Here is a 20,973-nt window from a genome sequence, read left to right on the forward strand (position 1 = left end):
CTTCGCCCCGGTTGGGGTCCTTTCGGATGCGGCGGAGCCGCATGCGGTGAGGCACGCAGCGTGCACCGCCGTCCGTGCTCGGAGGTCACCGCTCAGCGGTCTTCTCGCGAGGACGCCCCGATGCCGTGTATTGGCCCATCAAGAAGGGCGCCCGGAGCGAGAAGACCGCTGAGGTTACGCCACCGGCACCGCCACGCACGCCCTCCGAGAAACCACTCAGCTTGTCAGTTGAACGGCGGGAGGATGCCGTCCGGGGTGGTGGGACTGGTCGGGCTGCTCTCGTACTCCCCGACGTAGATCGTCACCGACTGGTTCTTGTTGATCTTCTGCCCGGCGGACGGGGTGCTCCGGACGACCTTGCCGTCGAGGTTCTCGTCGTTGGTGGTCTCGTCGGACTCGTTGAGCTGGCCGGTCCAGCCGAGGTCCTTGAGCGCCTGCTCCGCCTGCTGGGGCGACATGCCCTGCAACGACGGCACCTGGATCTGCTGCCCGTTGGACACCACCAGGGTGATCTCGGAGCCCGGCCGCACCTCGGAGCCGCCCGAGGGGCTCTGGTTGATCACCGTGTCGGCCGGTTCGGCGGAGTCGGTGACCTGCTTGTTCACCGTGAACCCGCGGCCCCGGAGGAACGCCTCGGCGGTCGCGTAGGTGTCCCCGCGCACGTCCGGCACGGAGATCGTCTCGATCTCCTTGCCGACGACGACCTTGATCGCGGTGCCCTCCGAGACGGCGACGCCCCGGGGCTCCCAGCTCATGATCTTGCCGATCTCGGACTCGTTGTCGGTCTCCCGGTACTCGGTGTCGCCGAGGCCGAGCCCGACCTCCGCGAGCCGCTGGGACGCCTGTTGGGTGGTGAGCCCGGCCAGGTCCGGCACCTGGATCTGCTCCGGACCGACGCCCTTGCACAGCGTCAGGGTCCGGCCCTCCTGGACTGCCCGGGTGTTGGCGCGCGGGGTCTGCTCCACCACCTTGTCCACGCTCTCCATCTCGGAGGCGCACTCGGTGACCGTGGCGTTCCAGCCGTCCGCGCGGGCCTGCGCCAGCGCGACGTTGCTCTCCATGCCCACGTAGTTGCGGACCTGGACCGCGGCGGGTTCCTCCTCGCTGGTGAACACGGTGGCTGCCAGCCAGGCGACCAGGGCGAACACGATCACGCAGGCCGCGGTGACCCCGGCGTAGAGCCAGCGCTTGCGGCGGCCGCGGCGCTCCTCCTCGTCGACCTCCGGCGGCTCGCCGCCCTCGTCGGTGCGGTGCCTGCCGGAGGAGATCACCTCGGTCGCCGAACTCGGCGCCATCATCGCGGTGCGCTCGTCCTCCGACATGATCATCGGGGCCTTCGGGCGCTGCCCGGACAGCACCCGCACCAGGTCGGCGCGCATCTCGGCGGCCGACTGGTAGCGGTTGGCCGGGTTCTTGCTCAGCGCCTTGAGCACCACCGCGTCCAACGAGGCGGGCACCGTGGGCACCACGTCGGAGGGCTTGCGCGGGTCCTCCCGGACGTGCTGGTAGGCGACCGCCACCGGCGAGTCGCCGGTGAACGGCGGTTCCCCGGTGAGCAGCTCGAACACCACGCAGCCCGAGGCGTAGACGTCGCTGCGCGCGTCCACCGACTCGCCCCGCGCCTGCTCCGGCGACAGGTACTGCGCGGTGCCGATCACCGCCGCGGTCTGGGTGACGGCGGCTTGCCCGTCGGCCAGCGCGCGGGCGATGCCGAAGTCCATCACCTTCACCGCGCCGGAGCGGGTGATCATGATGTTCGCCGGCTTGACGTCGCGGTGCACGATGCCGTGCCGGTGGCTGAAGTCCAGCGCCGCCGAGGCGTCGGCCATGACCTCCATCGCGCGGCGCGGCGACAGCGGGCCCTCGGTCTTGACGATGTCCCGCAGCGTCCGGCCGTCGACGTACTCCATCACGATGTAGGGCAGCGGACCCTGGTCGGATTCCGTCTCGCCGGTGTCGTAGACGGCGACGATCGCCGGGTGGTTCAGCGCGGCGGCGTTCTGCGCCTCGCGCCGGAACCGGAGCTGGAACGTGGGGTCGCGGGCGAGATCGGCGCGCAGGATCTTGACCGCCACGTCCCGCCCGAGCCGGATGTCCCGGCCGCGGAAGACCTCCGACATACCGCCGTACCCGAGCGTGTCACCGATCTCGTAGCGGTTGGAGAGCAGTCGCGGTGAACTCATCGATGCGTCGTTCCGATCCTTGTCAACGATCGTCCCATCACAGGCGGTCCGTCGTGCCCGGGTGATGCGGCCAGCACGACGTTCGCGGTTCCCCCGACCTCGGTTGTGCTCGAAGTGGCCTCGTACGCGTTCGCGGTCGCGTGCTGCGCAGTGTGGCGCAAACGCGAACCGATATCCAGGTCGGCCCCCGCGAGCGGATCGACCCGCTCGACGCCGAACGCGCTGGTCGGAGCCGGTCGCAGCGCACCGGACCGGTTCTCCACCAGCATCCAGTAGGTGGCATACCCCACGGCGATCAGGACGACCAGCGCGAACGCCGCCAGCACGATCCACACCGCGATCCTCCCACCGCGCGGCTGCGTCGAGCGCGGCGGGAGCGCCGGTGCGGGGGCCGGCGCCGGGGCCTGCGGCGGGATCAGCCCGGGCGGGTAGGTGTTGCCCATCGGCGGGAGCTGCGCCGGGAGCTGCTGCGGCCCGGTGACGCCCCTGCGCTGCGGCGGGATCGCGGCCAGCGACGCCGGGGTGGGCAGCGGACCGCCGCCCCGCACGCTGGCGACCGCGGCGGCGAACTCGCCCCCGTCGCCGTAGCGGCGCCGCGGGTCCTTGGCCATCGTCGCCTCGATCAGCGCCCGGGCCCCCGGCGGCACGTCCGGCGGCAGCGGCGGCGCGAGGTCCCGGATGTGCATCATCGCGACCGTGACCGCGTTGTCCGACAGGAACGGGCGGTGGCCCATCAGGCACTCGTAGCCCACCACCGCCAGCGAGTACACGTCGCTGGCCGGGGTCGCGTCGGCGCCCAGCGCCTGCTCCGGGGCGATGTAGTGCGCGGTGCCCATCACCATCCCGGAGCGGGTGACCGGTGCCGCGTCGGCCGCTTTCGCGATGCCGAAGTCGGTCAGCTTCACCTTCCCCTCCGGGGTGATCAGGATGTTGCCGGGCTTGACGTCGCGGTGCACCAGGCCGCGTTCGTGCGCGGCCTTGAGCGCGAGCCCGGCCTGTTCCAGCATGTCGAGCACGTGGTCGGTGTTGACCCGGCCCTCGCGCGCCAGGATCGCCGCCAGCGGCTCACCCTCGACCAGTTCCATCACCAGGTACGCCGTGTCCTGCGGACCGTCCGGGACGGCGGCGGTCTCGCCGTAGTCGTGCACCGCGGCGATCCCCGGGTGGTTCAGCGAGGCGGTGGTGCGGGCTTCGGTGCGGAAGCGGTGCAGGAACTCGGCGTCCCCGCACAGCTCCGGCTTGAGCACCTTGATGGCCACCGTCCGGTCCAGCCGGATGTCCACCGCCTGCCACACCTCGCCCATGCCGCCGACGGCGATCCGGCGTTCCAGCCGGTACCGCTCGGCGAGCAACTGGCCGGAGGTCAGCACCGATCAGCCACCTCCCTGGAGACCGGCCCGGATGACCTCCCGGCCGATCGGGGCGGCGATCGACCCGCCGGTCGCCTCGGCCCCCTCGTCACCGCCGTTCTCCACGATCACCGCGACGGCGATCTGCGGGTTCTCGGCGGGGGCGAACGCCACGTACCAGCCGTGCGGCTTGTCCTCCGGATCGCCGTGCTGGGCGGTCCCGGTCTTGGAGGCGATCTGCACCCCGGAGATCTTGCCGGAGCCCTTGGTGTTCTTCTCCGACTCCAGCATCATCTCGCGGATCGTGTGCGCGATCTCCGGGCTGACCGACTGGCGCAGCTCCTCGGGCTGGAAGCTGTCCAGCTCGCTCATGTCCGGCGCCCGGGTGCTCTTGACCAGCTGCGGCTTCATCATGGTGCCGTCGTTGGCGATGGCCGCGGTCATCATCGCGTTCATCATCGGCGTGGTGCGCACGTCGCGCTGCCCGATCGCGCTCTGGTACAGCGCGGCCTCGTCGGCCATCGGGCCGAGGCTGGAGTTCTCCACGCCCATCGGGATGTTGACCTCCTGGCCGAACCCGAAGTTCGCCGCGGTCTCGCGCAGCGCGTCCGCGCCGATGTCCCCGGCGATCTTGGCGAACGCGGTGTTGCAGGAGTGCGCCAGCGCCTCGGACAGGGTGTCACCCGCGCACTGCGTGCCACCGTAGTTCGGCAGCTGCGTGGTGCTCTGCGGCAAGGGGATCGAGGCGGCGTCCTCGACCTTGCTGTTCGGCGTGTAGCCGTTCTCCAGCGCGGCGGCCGTGGTGATCAGCTTGAACACCGAACCGGGCGGGTAGATCGTGGAGACCGCGCGGTTGACCATCGGGTCGCCCTCGGCCTGGTTGAGCTCCTGCCACGCGGTGCTGGCGTCCTCGGTGCTGTGGGTGGCCAGCCGGTTCGGGTCGTAGGACGGCGCGTTGGCCATCGCCAGGATCTCCCCGGACGACGGGTTCAGCGCCACCACCGAGCCCTGGAAGCCGTTCTGGGTGAGCTGCTCGTAGGCGACCTGCTGCATCGCCGGGTTGATCGTCAGCTCGACGTTGGCGCCGCGCTGCGGCTCCCCGGTGATCAGGTCCGAGAAGTTGCGGAACGCCATGCTGTCGTCGGTGCCGTTGAGCACGTCGTTGCGGGCGCGCTCGATGCCGTTGGAGCCGTAGATCGACGAGTAGAACCCGGTGACCGGCGCGAACATCGGCCCGTTCGGGTACTGGCGCAGGTACTTGAGCTGGTCGTCGGTCTCCACCGAGTTCGCCAGCGACTGCCCGCCCGCGATGATCTGCCCGCGCTGCCGCTCGTACTCGGCGATCCGGGAGCGGCTGTTGCGCGGGTCGTCCTTGAGCTCGTCGGCCTGGATGACCTGGATGTAGGTGACGTTGCCCATGAGCAGCAGCACCATGGCCATCATGGCCAGCGCCACGCGGCGCAGCGGCTTGTTCATCGCGGACGCTCCACCAGTTCGGTATGTGCTTCGGCGATCGGCGCCTGCTTCGGCTTCGGCTTCGGCGTCTCCTGCGGTCGGCGAGCGGCGTCGGAGACCCGGAGCAGCAGGGCGACCAGGATGTAGTTGGCCAGCATCGACGAACCACCGGCGGCCAGGAACGGCGCCGTCAGACCGGTCATCGGGATCAGCCCGGTGCCGCCACCGGCCACCACGAACAGCTGCAGGGCGAGGGTGAACGACAACCCGCCGGCGAACAGCTTGCCGAACGAGTCGCGCACCGCCAGCGCGCTGCGCAGCCCGCGCATCATCAGCAGCACGTACAGCATGAACAGCGCCATCAGCCCGATCAGGCCGATCTCCTCACCCAGCGCCGGGATGATGAAGTCGCTGAACGCCAGCGGCGTGCGGTCCGGCATCCCGCTGCCCAGCCCGGAGCCGGTGATGCCTCCGCTGCCCAGCCCGAACAGCGCGTTGCGGAGCTGGTAGCCGGGGTCGTAGGAATCGGGGTCCTCGGGGATCGCCAGCGGGTCCAGCCAGGTGTTCACGCGCTCCTGCACGTGCGTGAACAGGTTGAACGCCAGCAGGCAGCCCGCCGCGAACAGAGACAGGCCGAGGAACACCCACACCGCGCGCTCGGTGGCGATGTAGATCATCACCAGCACGATGCCGAAGAACAGCAGCGAGGTGCCCAGGTCCTTCTCCAGCACCACGATGCCGATGGACAGCAACCAGGCCACCAGCAGCGGACCGAGGTCGCGGGCGCGCGGCCAGTCCACCCCGAGGAAGCGCCGGCCCGCGGTGGTGAACAGCTCGCGCTTGGACACCAGGAACGAGGCGAAGAACACCAGCATCAGGATCTTCGCGAACTCGCCGGGCTGGATCGAACCGAGCGGACCCAGCCGGATCCACAGCTTCGCCCCGTTGGACTCGGAGATGCTCGCCGGCAGCAGACCGGGCAGGGCCAGCAGGGCGAGGCCGACCAGCCCGCAGGTGTAGCCGTAGCGGGCCAGCGTCCGGTGGTCCGTGATGAACGCCAGGACCAGGCCGAACAGCACCACGCCCACCGTGGTGAACAGGATCTGGCTGGCGGTGTAGGGCGCACCGGGGACCTCGGCGAGGTCCAGCCGGTGCAGCATCACCAGCCCGATCCCGTTGATCAGCGCCACCAGCGGCAGGATCAGCGGATCGGCGTAGGGCGCCCAGCGGCGGACCGCCAGGTGCGCCGCGCCGAACAGCACCAGGTACGCGGCGCCGTAGTAGAACAGCTCGCTGGTGACCGTGTTCTCCTGGCTGAGCTCCACCACGGTGAGCGCGAAGGTGACGATCAGCGCGGCGAAGACCAGCATGACCAGTTCGGTACCGCGGCGGTTCTTGACCTGCGCGGCCGGGGCGTCACCGCCGCCGGCCGGTCGGGGAGCGGCGGTCGGTTGCGACATCAGCTCACCGTCCGGCAGGTCACGCCCGGCGTCTGCTCCTCGGCCTCCAGGGGCGTGGCGCCGGGAGTGGTCGTCTCCCCGGGCGGCGGGCCCGGGGGCTGCTCGCCCTCCGGCGGGGGACCGGGGGGCTGCTCGCCCTGCGGCGGTTCACCCGGCGGCGGGGGCTGCCCCGGCGTCTGCTGGCCCGGGACCTGCTGCTCCGGCTCCTTGCACTCGGGCAGCAGCGCGGTCATCCGCAGGCGCAGCATCGCGTCCCGCGCGGCGTCGAGGCCGTTGACCTCGGTGATGCCGTTGCGGACGTCGGGCCGCTGGGCCTCCTGCAGGTCGTCGATGGTGATGGGGGTGCAGTCGGCGGCCGAGCCCTGCGGGCACGAGTCCTCGACCTGCCGGTTCAGCGACACCCCGACGAGGCTGCCCTGCAACCCCTGGAAGATCACCACTTCATCGGTGTCGTTGACCCCGATGAAGTACTGGTTGAGCACCCACCAACGCCCGACCAGCACGGCTCCTGCCAGCACGACGAGCACGCCACAGGTCACCAGCAGCGAACGCAGCCAGCGCCGGCGGCGCCGGGGCTGCTCCGGTGGTGAGGTGGGCTCGAAACGCTGCGACACCTGCCGCGGTGCCACCGCGGAGGCCCGGGCCGCAGACGAATCGGGTTGCGGGTGCTCATCGCCATTTCCCGCCGCGCCCCCGACGATCGGGGCGTCGTCGCCGAACTCGACGTCGACGACGTCGGCGACGATGACGGTGACGTTGTCCGGACCGCCACCGCGCAGCGCGAGTTCGATCAGCCGGTCCGCGCACTGCTGCGGATCGGCGATGCGCAGCGCGTCGGCGATCGTCTCCGTGCTGACCGGACCGGTGAGACCGTCCGAGCACAGCAGGTAGCGATCACCGGCGCGGGCTTCCCGGATCGCCAGGCTCGGTTCCACCTCGTGACCGGTCAACGCGTGCAGCAGCAGGGACCGCTGCGGGTGGTTGGCGGCTTCTTCCTCGGTGATCCGGCCTTCGTCGATCAGGGACTGCACGAAGGTGTCGTCGTGGGTGATCTGGGTCAACTCGCCGTCGCGGACCTGGTACGCGCGGGAATCGCCGATGTGCACCAGGCCGAGCCTGGTACCGGCGAACAGCACCGCCGTCAGGGTGGTGCCCATCCCTTCGAGGTCCGGGTCACCGGAGACCAGTTCGGCGATCGCCCCGTTGCCCGCCATGACGGCGTCGCGGAGCTGGCCGAGCAGATCATCGCCCGGTTCGTCGTCGTCGAGCGGCGCGAGGGCCGCGATGACGACCTTGCTGGCTACCTCTCCGGCGGCATGGCCACCCATGCCGTCCGCGAGGGCGAGGAGTCGTGGGCCGGCGTAGACCGAGTCCTGGTTGTTGGAGCGCACCAGGCCGCGGTCGCTGCGGGCTGCGTAGTGGAGGACGAGGGTCATGAGCGCAGCTCGATCACCGTCTTGCCGATTCGGATCGGAACGCCGAGCGGAACCTTCGTCGGTCCCGTGACCTTCGCCCGATCGAGGTATGTGCCATTAGTGGAGCCTAGATCCTCCACGTACCAGTCGTTGCCGCGAAGCGACAATCTGGCGTGTCGGGTCGACGCGTAGTCGTCGTCGAGCACCAACGTGGAGTCGTCGGCTCGCCCGATCAGGATCGGACGGCCGTCCAGGGAAATGCGCGTGCCGGCCAGAGCTCCGTGCGTCACCACCATCTGTCGGGGCGACTTGCTCTTGTTCCCGGGCTTCTTGCTCGGGGACCGGCTCGCACCGGGCATCGGGACGCGCATCCCGGAGGCCGAGTACAGATCGGACCGGACCACGCGGAGCGCGGCCAGCACGAACAACCAGAGCAGGGCGAGGAACCCTGCTCTGGTCAGCTGCATCACCAGCTCTGGCACCTGTTGTGACCGTTCCTACTCGATCCGGACGCGTGGGAGCCGGGGTGCTCTCACGCCTGCTGGGCGCGGAAGACCAGTGACGAGTGCCCGACCCGGACCACGTCCCCGTCCGCCAGTTGCCAAGTCTGCACCGGAGTGCCGTTCACCGTGGTGCCGTTCGTCGAACCGAGGTCGGCCAGCATCGCGCTCTGCCCGTCCCAGGTGATCTCGATGTGCTTGCGGGACACGCCGGTGTCGGGCAGCCGGAACTGGCCCTCCTGACCGCGGCCGATGATGTTCGACCCGTGCTGCAAGGTGTACGAGCGGTTCGAGCCGTCGTCCAGGTGCAGCGTCGCGGTGACCTGGCGCGCCTCCGGGTAGCCGCCCGGCGCGCTCGGCGGGTACGCCCCGCCGGGCTGGCCGTAGCCCTGCTCCGGGAAACCGCCGGACTGCGGGTAGCCGCCACCGGGCTGGCCGTAACCGGCCGGGGGCTGGCCGTAGCCGGGGTCGAATCCGGGCTGCGGCTGGCCGTAGCCCTGGTCGTAGCCGGCGGGCGGCTGACCGTAACCCTGCCCGTAGCCCTGGTCGTAACCGGCCGGGGGCTGACCGTAACCCTGGTCGTACCCGGGCTGCGGCGGCTGGCCGTAACCGGCGGGCGGCTGGCCGTAGCCGGGGTCGAATCCGGGCTGCGGCTGGCCGTAACCCTGGTCGTAGCCGCCGGGCTGACCGTAACCCTGGTCGTAACCGCCGGGCTGCCCGTACCCGGGCGGCTGGCCGTATCCCTGGTCGTAGCCGGGCTGCGGCTGACCGTAGCCCTGGTCGTAGCCGGCCGGGGGCTGGCCGTAGCCCTGGTCGTAGGCCCCCGGCTGCTGTCCGTACTGGCCTTGGCCGTAGCCCTGGTCGTAGCCGTACTGACCCTGCTGGTTGTACGGATCTCCCTGGGGGTAGTGGCCTGGTGGCTGGCTCATGGGTCGGTCTCCTGCGGTACGCGGTTGTGCCGGCCGTCGAGTCACGTCGGGGTCGACGGTCGAGCTGATTCGAAACTGTCCCGTGTGCAGCGTCTCAGAGCGCTCCAGGGAGACTACGACGTCACCATATGTGTCCCACCCCTGCTCGGTGAGGTGCTCCTGAACGCAATCGGCGAGGAGATCGGTCACCCGGTCCTCGTCGTCGGCGAGCCGACCGTGATCGGACGGGCTCAGTTGCACAACGTAGTGGTTGCACGCGAGCAACCGGCCCCCGGCGAGCTCGCGGACCTGCAATTCGGCTTCCCGTTGCAGCGCCTGCGCGACTTCCTGGGGGACGACCTGTCCGCCGAACACCCGCGCGAAGCTGTTTCCCACGATGCCTTCGAGCCGGCGCTCGAAGCGCTGCACGAGGCCCACGGCAATCCCCTCCACGCGTACGACTCCTGCCACCATCGTATCCGGGTCAACGGGCCGGGACACCGCCCAGTTCCCAACTGACGCGACCCCCCGCCGAAGCGGCTCGTCAGCGCGTGCTAATCTGCCTCAGCCAACAGGGCAGCGGACGCGAAAGCGACCCCGGTGCCAGGGTCCGGAATCGAGCGGTGTAGAGTTCGGACCAAGCCACGGGCGAGTGGCGGAATGGCAGACGCGCACGGTTCAGGTCCGTGTGTCCGTAAGGACGTGAGGGTTCAACTCCCTCCTCGCCCACTCGGAAAGGCCCCCGGTTTCGACCGGGGGCCTTTTTCGCGCCCGCTCCGATTCACCGCCCCGATTCGCGCCCGATGCGTTCCCTTCGTGCGCCGAAGCCCGGTTTTCGCGCGATTCTTCGTTCGCCAGGAGCTGAGCGCCGCGGGCTGTGGTCTCTGGCACTCCCGCCACCTGTGGCCTTCTCCACAGCGCGCCGGCGCCACCGCGCGGGCCGGTCCGCGAAGAGGTTCCGAGGTCTTGGCTCCCGGGTCCGGTTGTGCTGGGCTGAACGCCATTCGCGGACCACGGGAGGCGAGATGGCGGGCAACAGTCGGGATCCGGGCCGGTCGGTGACGGCCCGAGCGCTCAGCGTGCTCACCGCCTTCGACGTCGAGCACACCCGGCTGACCCTGACCGCCATCGCCCGCCGCGCGGCCATCCCGCTGGCCACCGCGCACCGCCTGGTCCGCGAACTGGAGATGTGGGGCGCGCTGACCCGCGACGGCGACGGCCGGTACGCGATCGGCCTGCGGTTGTGGGAGATCGGCCTGCTGGCCCCGGTCAACAGCAGCCTGCGCGAGGTCGCGCTGCCGTTCCTCCAGGACCTGTGCGCCAGCACCCACGACAACGTGCACCTGGCGGTGCGCGACGAACTCGCGGCGGTCTACGTGGAGAAGCTGTCCACCCCGCGCGCGGTGCCGATCCTGTCCCGCACCGGCGGACGGCTGCCGCTGCACGCCACCGGGGTCGGCAAGGTGCTGCTGGCGCACGCGCCCGCGTCGGTGGTGCACGAGTGCTGCGAACGCGGGCTCGCCCGCCGGACGCCGTACACCATCACCGAGCCGGGGCGGCTGAACCAGGAGCTGCACGCGGTGCGGACCCGCGGCTTCGCCCGGGCCAACGAGGAGATGACGTTGGGCAACTGCTCGGTCGCGGTGCCGGTGCTCGGCGCGACCGGCGAGGTGATCGCCGCGCTGGGGATCGTGGCGCACAGCGTCCGCGCCGACGTGGCCAAGCTGGTCAAGCCGCTGTTCCCGGCCGCCGAGGGCATCCGGCAGCGGCTGCTGGAGCACGAGCGCGCCGGGCACGACGCGGTCTCCCGCTAGCGACCGCCTTCGCCGGTGATCCGCGTGGCGCGACCGGGAGCAGCGCCGCGGTCGCTCACCTGAATGGCGGCATCGCTGGGCTGAAGTCCCGTTGTCATTCGTCGACCAGTCACCGATCCAAGCGCGCCGCCGGTCGCAGCACCCCCGCTGGACAGCGCGGTCCGTCGGAGGAGCTGTTCAAATCGGGGAGGCCCGCTGCGGCGGGCCCGCGGAAGTGCAAGCGAGGTGCTTCAAAGGAGGCGGAAAGTCGTGACCGGAACACCGGGACGTACCGCGATCGACGGCGAGGCACGGGTCGACCCGGCCGGGGATCGGTCACCGCTGGGCTTCTCCACCGCGATGGGCACGCTCCTCGAGGCCGCGGTGGATCCGCTGGGCTGGCCGGGCAGCGTGCTGCCCCCGGTCAAGCTCCTCGGCCGCCGCGTCGTGGCCGTCGCCGAGCTGGTGCCCGAGGCCCACGCCGAGCGGCTGTGCCTGGGCAGCGCCCCGGTGCTGGACCGCGCCGAGATCGCCACCTGGGTCTGGCCCGAGATGTCCGGCCGGGTGCCGCCGGCCGCCGCCCGGATCAGCGGCCTGCTGGCCCCGGCCCGGCACTGGCGCACCGCGCTCACCGCGGCAGTGCCCTTCGCCCGGTTCGCCGCGACCGCGATCGTGGTGCCCAAGAGCGTCGCGGTCGCCCCGGACTTCGCCGAGACCTGCCTCATCCGGGCCCGGCAGTTCGGCATCGCGGTGCTCAGCGCGGACGCCGACGAGGTGCGGGTGGAACTGCCCGGCCGCGGCTTCGCGGAGCCGGGGGAGGACACCGCCATCTCGCGCTGGGTGAACGAGGTGGTGTACGGGCAGTTGGTAGCAACAGAAGTACCAGCCCCTTCGAGAGGTTGACGTCTGGAAGGCGTTGTGGCCGGGTTGCGGTGCGGTGCGGTGCGGGTGGCGGAACCTCAGCGGCCTTCTCGCTCCGGGCGCCCTTCCTCATGTACCACCCGTACACAGCGTCAGGGCGTCCTCGCGAGAAGGCCGCTGAGAACCCGTGGCGGTGCCAGTTGCTCAGGTGGGGTAAAGCGGAAGCGGCTTCGCCGCTTGCCTGACGGTGGTTGCGGGTGGCGCGTGTGGTTGCTTCGCCGCTTGTCTGGCGGTTGCTTTGTGCTCGTGTGGTTGCCTTGTCGGTTGCTTGGTGTTGAGCCGGTTCTGGTTGCTTCGCCGCTGTGCGGGGCTTCCCGGGACCGGTGTTCGCGGGACTCCCCCGTCCCGACCGCGCTGCCGCCCGCAGCGCCCGCGGTGTCCCCACCCCCGAGGGGCGCCGCTGAGGAGGCTGCCCGTCGACGCGGTGGCCTCCGCGTCCCCGGCCGCCCCGAGGGCCGGTCCGACGCGTGCGGTGCCCACCGGGATCGGGCGCGAGATGCCGGTGGGCACCGTGGAGTTGTCCACAGGTCCGCGGGAGTTGTCCACAGGTCGGTGCCGCGCCGGAACCGCGCGCCGTCAGTACCGTGAGGACCATGCGCATCGTGATTGCCGGAGCCCACGGGAAGATCGCCCGCCAACTCGGACGCGAGCTCGTCGGACGCGGTGACTCGGTCCTCGGGCTGGTCCGCAACCAGGACCACGCCGACGAGCTGGGGGCCGACGGCATCGAGCCCGCGATCGTCGATCTGGAGGCCGCGGAGTCGGGCGAGCTGGTCGGTCTGATCACCGGCGCGGACGCCGCGGTGTTCGCCGCCGGGGCCGGTCCGGGCAGCGGCGCGCCCCGCAAGGACACCGTCGACCGGGGCGGCTCGGTGCTGCTCGCCGAGGCCGCGGAACGGGCCGGTGTCCGGCGGTTCGTGCAGATCAGCGCGATGGGGACCACCCGGCCGAACCCGCCGGACGTGGGTGAGGTCTTCGGCGCCTACCTCGACGCCAAACGCGCGGCGGAGGCCGACCTGCGGCAGCGCGACCTCGACTGGACGATCCTGCGCCCGGGGCGGCTCACCGACGACGACGCCACCGGCCGGGTGCGGTTGGAGGTCTCGGTCGAGCGCGGCGAGGTGACCCGCGCCGACGTCGCCTCGGTGGTGGTCGCGCTGCTCGACCAGCCGCGCACCTCGCACCGGGCGCTGGAGGTCGTCGGCGGTGACGTGCCGATCGACGAGGCGGTCCGGGCGACCCTGAGCTGAGCCCGGTTCGCCCGTTCGGTGCTCCACCGGTCCGGCGAGTTATCCACAGGGCCGGGGACCGAGGACGCGGTCGAGGTAGGGGTTGCGGAACGTGCCGCCGGGGTCGACCTCGGCGCGGACTCGGCCGAAGTCGTCGAACCTCGGGTACCGCTCGCGCAGCGCCGCGGCGTCCAGCCGGTGCAGCTTGCCCCAGTGCGGTCGGCCGCCCGCGGCGTCGGCGATGTCGGCGAGCACCGAGAACCAGTGCCGGTAGGGCATCCCGACGAACTGGTGCACCGCGACGTAGGCGCTGCGGCGCCGGTGCGCGGTGGACAGCCAGGCGTCGTCGGCGTCGGCGACCCGCACCTCGACCGGGAACATCACCGGGTGCTCCAGCCCGCGCACCGCCGCGCGCAGCTCGCGCAGCACGTCGACCAGCGACTCGCGGGGCACCGCGTACTCGGATTCGACGAAGCGCACGCTGCGCGGGGTGGTGAACACCCGGTGCGAGCGGTCGCTGTAGGAGCGGGCCGACCAGGTGGCGCCGCACAACCGGTTCAGCGGCCGGACCAGCCCGGGCAGCGCCCGGCCGACCCGGCACACCGCGCCGAACAGCCGGTTCTCCAGCAGCTCGTACTCGACGTGGTGCCGCCACGGCGGCAGCGGCGCGGGCTCGGCGTCCGCGGGCAGCCGGTTGTTCCGCTTGACCAAGGCGAGCGGGCTGTGCGGGAACCAGTAGAACTCGGCGTGGTCGTTGCCGTCGACGAGCTCGTCGAACCCCTCCAGCACGGCGTCGAGCGGTACCGGGCGCTCGTCGGCGGCCAGCGCGAACGCGGGGACGCAGCGCAGGGTGACCTCGGTGACCACGCCGAGCGCACCGAGCCCGACCCGCGCCGCGGCGAACAGCTCCGGGTGCGCGGTCGGCGAGCAGCGCCGCGTGGTGCCGTCGGCGAGCAGCAGTTCCAGCTCGGCGACCTGGGCGGCGAGCCCGCCGAGCCGGGCGCCGGTGCCGTGGGTGCCGGTGGCCAGCGCGCCGGCCACGGTCTGCCGGTCGATGTCGCCGAGGTTGGGCAGGGCGAGCCCGAGCGCGTCGAGTTCGGCGTTGAGCCGGTGCAGCGGGGTGCCCGCCCGCGCGGTGACCAGGCCGCTGTCCCGGTCGGCGCGCACGATCCCGGACCACGCCGACAGGTCCAGGGCCAGCGCGCCCTCGGGTGCGCCGATGTCGGTGAACGAGTGGCCGCTGCCCAGCGGCCGGACGGTCCGCCCGTCGCGGACGGCGGCGCGCAGCGCCTCGGCGGCGGCGTCGACGTCGAGCGGCCGGAGCCGCCCGGACGGTTCGGCGGCGGACGTGCCCGCCCAGTTCGACCAAGAACTCACCACGACGCCCCCATCACCACCAGCCCCGCCCGACCCGCGCTCCGGGAACCGGGTGCGGGGCACCTTCCTCCGGGTATGTCGGATGAAGGTGCCCCGCACTCATCAACCGTCCGGGTGAAGCGGCCTCCGCAAACCACCTTGAAGCCCCCGTCCTCACCCGTTCGAGGGGCAGGTGAGGGGCACCCATGCCCGAGTTTGAGGTCCTTTCGGAATGCGGCGGAGCCGCATGCGGTGAGGCGCGCAACCGGCACCGCCGCTGAGGTTCCGCTACCGGCACCGCCACGCAGGCCATCCTGGAAGCGGTCCTCGCTGGGGCAAGGGGGCCCCTCACCTGCTCCTGCTTCCCGGGCGGGTGCCGGGGTGGCTGGTCCGGGCGGGCGCCTCGCTTCGGGTGGGGGTTGCGGCATGGGCCGGACACCTCCGGGCGGGCGCGGTGGGTGCTGATTGGGGCAAGTTATGTGAAACGGATTCGCATAACAAGGGTTCGCGGCTTACCGTTGGTGGTGTGCGCACGCTCGATGCGGTGACCGCCGAGCTCGACCCGCCCTTCGCGGTGGTCGGGCTCGACGCCCTGGACCGCAACGCCGACGACCTGGTCCGGCGGGCGGCCGGGGTGCCGATCCGGATCGCCACCAAGTCGGTCCGCTGCCGCGAGCTGCTGCGCCGGGTGCTCGACCGGCCCGGTTTCGCCGGGCTGATGTGCTATTCGCTGGCCGAAGCGCTGTGGCTGCACCGGTGCGGGACCTCGGACGACCTGCTGGTCGCCTACCCGACGGCCGACCGGGCCGCGCTGCGCGCGCTGGCCGCCGACCCCGCCGCCGCGGCGGCGATCACCCTGGTGGTCGACTCCGCGGAGCACCTCGACGTGATCGACGCGGCGCTCGGCGCGGCGCACCCGGAGATCCGGCTCTGCCTGGAGGTCGACGCGTCCTGGCGGCCGCTGCCCGGCGTCCACGTGGGCACCCGCCGCTCGCCGGTGCACACCGCCGCCCAGGCCCGCCGGGCGGCCGAGGAACTGGTGCGGCGCCGCGGTTTCCGGCTGGTCGGGCTGATGGCCTACGAGGGCCAGATCGCCGGGCTCGGCGACGCGCCGACCGGCGCGCCGGTGCGCGGTGCGGTGCTGCGCTGGATCCAGCGGCGCTCGGCGACCGAGCTCGCCGACCGCCGGGCCGAGGTGGTGCGCGCGGTGGGCGCGCTGGCCCCGCTCGAGTTCGTCAACGGCGGCGGGACCGGGAGCCTGGAGCGCACCCGGGCCGACGGCGCGATCACCGAGGTCGCCGCCGGATCCGGGCTGATCGGCCCGACGCTGTTCGACCGGTACCGCGCGTTCCACCCCGAGCCGGCGCTGCTGTACGCGCTGCCCGTGGTGCACCGGCCGACCCGCCGGGTCGTCACCGCCTTCAGCGGCGGCTACATCGCCTCCGGCCCGGCGGGCGCGGACAAGGTGCCGGCGCCGCACCTGCCCGCCGGGCTCCGGCTGCTCGGCACCGAAGGCGCGGGCGAGGTGCAGACGCCGGTGACCGGTCCGGCCGCCCGGCGGCTCCGCCTCGGCGACCGGGTGTGGTTCCGGCCGGCCAAGGCGGGGGAGCTCGCCGAGCGGTTCACCCACTACCACCTGATCGGCGCGGACGGGCCGGTCGAAGCCACCCCGACCTACCGGGGCGAGGGCAGGTGCTTCGGCTGATCCGCGGGCATCCGGGTGGACAGGTAGCCGCGCACCAGCTCCTTCGCCTCGGCGACCAGCGCGTCGTCGCCCGCCGGATCGCGCCGGAACGCCATGTGCAGGATGGCGTCGGCGGCCTCCACCGCCACCGCCAGCGGGAGCGCCAGGTCGGTCAGCTCGATGCCGAACCGCGCCGAGATGAGCGTGGTGAGCTGCTCGGCGATGACCGCGTTGTTGTCCTTGCCCGGGTCGAGCAGCCGCAGGTCCACCACGTCGCCGAAGTGCAGCCTGCTGAACGCCGGGACCTCGCGGTGCATGGTGAGGTAGACGTCGAAGACCGCGCCCACCGCGTCCCACCAGTGCTCCAGCTCCAGCTCCTCGAAGCGGGCCGAGATGGTGCGCACGAAGCGGTCCAGGTTGCGCAGCGTCAGCTCCTGCACGACCGCCCGCTTGTCCGGGAAGAACTGGTACAGCGAACCGACCGCCACGCCGGCCCGCTCGGCGATCAGGGTCGTCGTCAACCCGTCGTAGCCGACCTCGTCGATGAGTTGGGCGCAGGCGACGAGCATCTTCTCGACGCGTTGCGCGCTGCGTTGCTGGACGGGCTTGCGGCGCAAGGGGGTTGCTTCGGCTGGCAAGGCGACTCCTCGATCACGCGACCCGGCCCGCGCCGCCGATCGCCCACCGCCGGCGGCGGCGGGGCTGCCGAGCGGGTGCTCGACGGTCGGGACGACGACGGTCCGGTGAGGATTGTCCTCGAATCCGGTGCTCTGGACAGTTTCCCGGTCGAAATGCCCGCACGCGTCCCGGACTCGCCGAAAGTTGATCATACGAACAGGTGATTCCGGGTCAGACATCTTGACCGTTCCTTCCAGCGGCGGAGCCCCCGGCGCCGGGGCGATCGGCGGACGGGAGCGCCGCGTTACGGCTGCGGCATATGCATTCAGTCATGTTGTCAGCGCGCAAGGTCACTATCTAGCGTGAGTCCGTCGTCGTGCTCCGCGGCAGGAAGGTCAACGTGGGTTACTGCGCAGACGCCTCTCGTTTCCGGTGCGTTCATCGTGCTGTGCTGGCTCGATGGACACCAGCAGGGGGGATCAGCGGGCGGCGCGCCACGTCGGCTGCCCGCACGGCAGGACCCGCACCAGCAGACCGCCGAGCGGCGGGCCGCACGGCCCCGTGACCGCCCGACTCGCCGAACTCCACCCGGTCCACCGGGACACCGAGCCGCCGCCGGCGCCCGACCCGTGGTCGCCGCTGGACCCGGCCGAGGCCGACGCGCTGCTCGCGGCCGGGCGCTACGGCCTCCGGCTGGACCGCGACCGGTGCGGTCGGCTGCTGCTCACCGGGCTCGGCACCGGGCGCGGCCTGCCGCTGGGGCGGGAACCGCGCTGGACCGACCTCTACCGGGCGCTGATCCGGTTGCGCCGCACCCGGCAGCGCTACGACCCGGAGTGGCTGCGGCGGCTGACCGGTTCGCTGCCCGGGGGTTCGCTGACCGGTGTTTCGCTGCCCGGGGCCGCCCGGCCGGCCGCGCCCGCCCCGCCCGGCGAGGTGATCACCGCCGGGCCGGAGGACCACCTGGTCCGCGACTGCGTCGCCGCGCTGACCGGGACCGCGCCGCGGCCGGCGGCCCACGCGGGGCGGTCGTTGCAGCTCGACGCGGTCGGTGACCGGACCGAGGTGCTGCACCGCATCCGGGGCTGGCGGCGGCTGGCGGCGGCGGTGGAGTCCGACCCGGTGCTGCGGATGCACTGCGCGACGCAGCCGACCCCGGCAGCGGTGGTCGACGCGGGCAGCGGAACGGCCGCGCTGGCCCGCGTCCCCGACCCGGCACCCGCGCATCCCGCGCATCCCGGCGGCACCGTGGTCGCCCCGCTCGCCGCGCTGCTCGGCGGCCCGGGAGAGCCGCCGAAGCTGCTGCGCACGGTCGTCGGCAACCGCTTCGAGCGGCACGAGGACGGCCTGGACCACTTCCTGGAGCACTTCGTCCGGCCGCTGCTGCGCACCTTCCGGCTCGCCCTGGACGGCCACCGGCTCGGGCTGTTCTCGCTGGACGCCGCCGGGGTCGGCTTCGAGCTGTCCCCGGAGTTGGAGGCCACCGGCCGGGTGGTGGTCACCGACTGCGCGCGGGTGTCGGAGCGGCCCACCGAGGCCGAGGTCGCCGCCGGGGTGCAGGCGCTGGTCGGCACCCTGGACCGGCTCAGCGAGGGGTTCGGCCGGACCGGACCCGGCTACCGGTCGGTGCGCCGGGCGGTGGACCGGGTGATCGGCGAGGAGCTGCGCTACCTCGCCCCGCGCACCGCGGAACTGCTCGGCGGGCGGCATCCGCTGCGGTGCTTCGTGCACTCGGTGCCGGAGGAGCAGCACGCGGTGCTCACCGACGTGCTCGGCCGGGTGCAGGAGCGGACCCGGCGGCGGCGGTGGGATCCCGGACTGCCGCAGCCCGCCGTGGTCATCGACGTCGACCTGTGCGCGCTGCTGCCGTTGCAGCGCATCCTCGACGCGGTGCGCTCGGTGTCCGGTCCGCGCCCCGGTGCGCCGGAGGGCATCCCGGAGTTCTCCGGACCCGGCGCGCTGCCGGTGCTGCCCACCCACGCGGTCTCCACTTGGCGCCACTTCGTGGACCGCTGCGGGCTGCGCGGCCGGTACCCGGAGGTGGACTGGCACGAGGTGCGCACCGAATTCCTGCGCGCCTTCCTGTCCCGGCCGCAGGAGCGGTTGCGCGGCGACGGCGTCAACGCCGGGCTGGCCCGGTTCGTGTGGGACGTGCAGGACGCGGGCGGCCGGGTGGTGTTCTGCACCGGCAGGCGGGAGCGCTACCGGGAGCACACCGAGGACGTGCTGCGCGCCGCCGGGGTGCCCGCCGCGACGCTGCTGTTCCTGCCCGACGACCGCACCCGCCCGCGCTGCGAGCTCACCGTCGAGCGGTTGCGCGACCTCGGCCCGGTCGACGTGGTGGCGGTGTTCGACGACCTGGTGGCCAACCGGCTCGCGGTGGCCAAGGAGTTCACCGGCGCGCTGCCGGTGGCCGTCGCCGCGCCCGGACTGGCCACCGAGCACCCGCCGGAGGAACCCGCGGTGGACACCGACGCGGTGATCGCGACCTTCGAGACCAGCCCCCGGCCGCGGTCGGGACCGCGCCTGTCGCACACGCACTCCCTGGAGGAGTTGCAGGTCGGCGCGCTGCGGCAGAACCGGCTCGCGCGGCGCTGGGCGGTGCACCTGAGCGAGTCGGAGTCGCTGTCCATCGTCGGGTCGATCCTGGCCGACGGGGACCGCGCCGCGGCCCGGGTCGCCCGCGGCGCCGCCGCCAAGTTCGGCCTGGACCGGTGCCGCGCGCTGCCCGACCGCCGGGACCGGGTGATCCGGGCGCTGCACCACGTGCTCACCCGCAAGCAGTTCATCAAGGGCGCCCGGGCGCACTACCCCGTCGAGGACCTGCGCCGGGACGTCGAGCCGTTCCTCCGGCAGGACCGGCCGATCGACGTGGTGCTGCTGGGCTTCCCGGTCAAGCAGTGCCTGAACCGGCTCAAGGCCGCCGGGCCGCTGCCCGACCTGGCCGAGCTCGGTGGGCTGGCCCGGCTGCGCGAGCTGCAGCGGGCGGTCAGCGCGATCCACCCGCCGGGGCTGCACTTCAACATCCTCAGCGACGGGCGGCACTTCCGGAGCCGCCCGCCCGCCATCACCGAGGCGTACCGCCGCAAGCTGCGCGAGTACGTCGAGCTGGTGGGCATCGCCGACTGCACCACGGTCGAGGAGATCGACGAGGTGGCCGGGCAGCGGCTCGGGCCGGACCTGCACGCGGTGCGCGCGGCGCGGATCAGCCGCTACCGGGCGCTGCTCGCGGACTCGCTGCGGGACTTCGACATCACCGACGAGCCGCTGCGCACCCTGGAGCGGGTGCACGAGCGCACCGCGGGCATCACCGGCCTGCGCCCGCACATCGTCGGGCTGTTCCGCGAGATGCTGATGTCGCTGATCTACTCGGTGCCGGTGGGCGAGCCGCCCGGCGGCGACCGGCTGGCCTGGTCGGCGGCGGTCTACGCCGACATCTACAACACCACCGATCGCGGGGTGCCCGCCGCGGTGCGCGCCGAGCGGTCGGCGGTGCTGCGCCGGGCGTGGCGCGCCGCGATCCGCTACCTGGCGACGTTGCAGGTCGACGAGGACCTCGGCTACGAGCGGATGTTCGGCCACCGGGTCCGGCTCACCGTCACCGCGTCGCGCCCGGGATGCCTCGGCTTCACCTACCTCGGCGGGTCCGGGCTGCTGCCGTGGCAGGGCACCGGGGTGGTCGACGGCCGGGGCCAGGTGGCGGTGGACTTCGCCATCTCGACGCTGGACCAGGGATTCGTGCCGGTGTACTCGCCGCTGCTCGGACCCCGCCAGCCCTGGCTCATGGTCCCGGCCGACCGCACCGAACTGCCGGAGCCGGGCCAGGGGCCGGTACCGGCCCAGCGGGGCGCGGAACCCCCACCGGCGGTGTCCGGGGGCGTGCGCCTGGATCCGGAGTTCGCCGCCAGGATCCGCCTCCGCCGCCGATGAGACGCGTTGACCCGGAAGTGACCTGAGTGAGGGGCACCTTCATCCGGCTTACTCGGATGAAGGTGCCCCTCACTCGCCGAAGGGACCCGCCGCTGACCGGTTGACGGCGCAGGCGGGGGGATGAAGCGGAAGGCACTGGTGGCCCGTGTCGGGGGGACGAGCCACCAGTGCC

At 72.5% G+C, this 20,973-nt stretch carries 14 protein-coding genes and 1 tRNA gene; 6 read left to right on the forward strand and 9 right to left on the reverse strand.

The window, feature by feature from the left end; translation table 11 throughout:
* Positions 1–224 precede the first annotated feature (224 nt).
* Genes pknB through ACQP0T_RS00255 form a run of 7 tightly spaced genes read right to left on the reverse strand, consistent with a single transcriptional unit; the run spans position 225 to position 9,708 of the window.
* A complete protein-coding gene (gene pknB / locus ACQP0T_RS00225; RefSeq protein WP_433870742.1) occupies positions 225–2,183 on the reverse strand; it encodes a Stk1 family PASTA domain-containing Ser/Thr kinase in 1,959 nt (652 codons plus the stop codon).
* Positions 2,180–3,553, reverse strand: a complete 1,374-nt coding sequence (locus ACQP0T_RS00230) for a protein kinase domain-containing protein (RefSeq protein ID WP_433870743.1) — start codon at positions 3,551–3,553, stop codon at positions 2,180–2,182. The genes pknB and ACQP0T_RS00230 overlap by 4 nt, the downstream gene beginning before the upstream one ends.
* A 3-nt stretch (positions 3,554–3,556) precedes the next feature.
* Positions 3,557–5,008: a peptidoglycan D,D-transpeptidase FtsI family protein gene (locus ACQP0T_RS00235; RefSeq protein WP_433870744.1), complete on the reverse strand. Its 1,452-nt coding sequence runs from the start codon at positions 5,006–5,008 to the stop codon at positions 3,557–3,559.
* Entirely contained in the window at positions 5,005–6,447 is a 1,443-nt protein-coding gene (locus tag ACQP0T_RS00240; protein WP_433870745.1) for an FtsW/RodA/SpoVE family cell cycle protein, read from the reverse strand. The genes ACQP0T_RS00235 and ACQP0T_RS00240 overlap by 4 nt, the downstream gene beginning before the upstream one ends.
* On the reverse strand, positions 6,447–7,883 hold the full coding sequence (locus ACQP0T_RS00245; protein ID WP_433870746.1) for a PP2C family protein-serine/threonine phosphatase: 1,437 nt from the start codon (positions 7,881–7,883) through the stop codon (positions 6,447–6,449). Before ACQP0T_RS00245 ends, ACQP0T_RS00240 begins: the two co-directional genes overlap by 1 nt.
* The gene (locus tag ACQP0T_RS00250; protein WP_345360050.1) at positions 7,880–8,344 is read right to left on the reverse strand and encodes an FHA domain-containing protein FhaB/FipA; all 465 of its coding nucleotides are present in this window, start codon (positions 8,342–8,344) and stop codon (positions 7,880–7,882) included. The genes ACQP0T_RS00245 and ACQP0T_RS00250 overlap by 4 nt, the downstream gene beginning before the upstream one ends.
* A gap of 50 nt (positions 8,345–8,394) precedes the next feature.
* A complete protein-coding gene (locus ACQP0T_RS00255; protein ID WP_345360613.1) occupies positions 8,395–9,708 on the reverse strand; it encodes an FhaA domain-containing protein in 1,314 nt (437 codons plus the stop codon).
* A gap of 208 nt (positions 9,709–9,916) precedes the next feature.
* Here ACQP0T_RS00255 and ACQP0T_RS00260 point away from each other — a divergent pair.
* The 4 genes from ACQP0T_RS00260 (at position 9,917) to ACQP0T_RS00275 (ending at position 13,234) form a co-directional block, all read left to right on the forward strand.
* A tRNA-Leu gene (locus ACQP0T_RS00260) sits at positions 9,917–9,999 on the forward strand.
* Positions 10,000–10,295: 296 nt separating this feature from the next.
* Positions 10,296–11,084, forward strand: coding sequence for an IclR family transcriptional regulator (locus ACQP0T_RS00265; protein WP_433870747.1), 789 nt, complete (start codon positions 10,296–10,298; stop codon positions 11,082–11,084).
* 249 nt (positions 11,085–11,333) lie between these two features.
* Positions 11,334–11,966 (forward strand): hypothetical protein, encoded by a 633-nt coding sequence (locus tag ACQP0T_RS00270; RefSeq protein WP_433870748.1) that lies wholly within the window; start codon positions 11,334–11,336, stop codon positions 11,964–11,966.
* A gap of 611 nt (positions 11,967–12,577) precedes the next feature.
* Entirely contained in the window at positions 12,578–13,234 is a 657-nt protein-coding gene (locus ACQP0T_RS00275; RefSeq protein ID WP_433870749.1) for an SDR family oxidoreductase, read from the forward strand.
* A gap of 39 nt (positions 13,235–13,273) precedes the next feature.
* Here the strand turns inward: ACQP0T_RS00275 and ACQP0T_RS00280 are convergent, their stop codons facing one another.
* Positions 13,274–14,590: a D-arabinono-1,4-lactone oxidase gene (locus tag ACQP0T_RS00280; RefSeq protein ID WP_433870750.1), complete on the reverse strand. Its 1,317-nt coding sequence runs from the start codon at positions 14,588–14,590 to the stop codon at positions 13,274–13,276.
* Positions 14,591–15,095: 505 nt separating this feature from the next.
* Here ACQP0T_RS00280 and ACQP0T_RS00285 point away from each other — a divergent pair.
* Positions 15,096–16,274 (forward strand): amino acid deaminase/aldolase, encoded by a 1,179-nt coding sequence (locus ACQP0T_RS00285; protein ID WP_433870751.1) that lies wholly within the window; start codon positions 15,096–15,098, stop codon positions 16,272–16,274.
* On the opposite strand, the gene ACQP0T_RS00290 is transcribed toward ACQP0T_RS00285, so the two are convergent.
* Positions 16,244–16,822, reverse strand: a complete 579-nt coding sequence (locus tag ACQP0T_RS00290; protein ID WP_345360610.1) for a TetR/AcrR family transcriptional regulator — start codon at positions 16,820–16,822, stop codon at positions 16,244–16,246. The genes ACQP0T_RS00285 and ACQP0T_RS00290 overlap by 31 nt on opposite strands.
* A gap of 508 nt (positions 16,823–17,330) precedes the next feature.
* On the opposite strand from ACQP0T_RS00290, the gene ACQP0T_RS00295 reads away from it, so the two are divergent.
* Positions 17,331–20,801 (forward strand): L-tyrosine/L-tryptophan isonitrile synthase family protein, encoded by a 3,471-nt coding sequence (locus ACQP0T_RS00295; RefSeq protein WP_433870752.1) that lies wholly within the window; start codon positions 17,331–17,333, stop codon positions 20,799–20,801.
* Positions 20,802–20,973 lie beyond the last annotated feature (172 nt).

Origin of the sequence: Saccharopolyspora sp. CA-218241, from assembly GCF_050954615.1 — a bacterium.
GTDB lineage: Bacteria > Actinomycetota > Actinomycetes > Mycobacteriales > Pseudonocardiaceae > Saccharopolyspora > Saccharopolyspora cebuensis.